The organism is Streptomyces doebereineriae (assembly GCF_031845645.1).
Lineage (GTDB): Bacteria > Actinomycetota > Actinomycetes > Streptomycetales > Streptomycetaceae > Streptomyces > Streptomyces canus.
Genome location: NZ_JAVREZ010000190.1, coordinates 1 through 472, shown reverse-complemented (window position 1 = coordinate 472; position 472 = coordinate 1). Strand labels below are relative to the sequence as shown.

General features: G+C 68.6%; 1 pseudogene. It reads left to right on the top strand.

Features of this window, described 5'->3' with window-relative positions:
• Positions 1 to 245: 245 nt before the first annotated feature.
• Positions 246 to 472 (top strand): annotated as a pseudogene (locus tag RNB18_RS51395) (M4 family metallopeptidase); the annotation flags it as partial.

Here is a 472-nt window from a genome sequence, read left to right as displayed (position 1 = left end):
CGGGCACTGCGCGGCCACCGCGTGGGCACTGCGCGGCCACCGCGTGGGCGCTGCACGGCCACCGCTTGGGCCCTGCGCGTCAGAATCGCGCCACTCCACCGAATACCGGACAGCACAGCACCCCAGTCGGACAAGAACTGGTCAAAAACTTGTGAGGCAATTGTCGGCACACCGTCAACTTCGCTCATTCGGTGGCACGCTCTCCGCTCGTAGTCCCCCCACAGGACGACCAACGGAGAACACCTATGAACCTCCACACCACCCCCCACAACTCCCTGACGAACCGCACCACCCGCACCACTCGCACCACTCGCTCCTCCCGTCGGCTCGCAGCGCTCGCGGCAGCCGCCGCGATGGTGGTCGCCGGTGTCCAGACCGGATCGGCCGTCGCCACCCCCGGCGACAGCGGAACCGACAAAACCCCCACGGCCTCCGCGCCCTTCTCCTCCGCCGCCGCGCTCGGCATCAACTC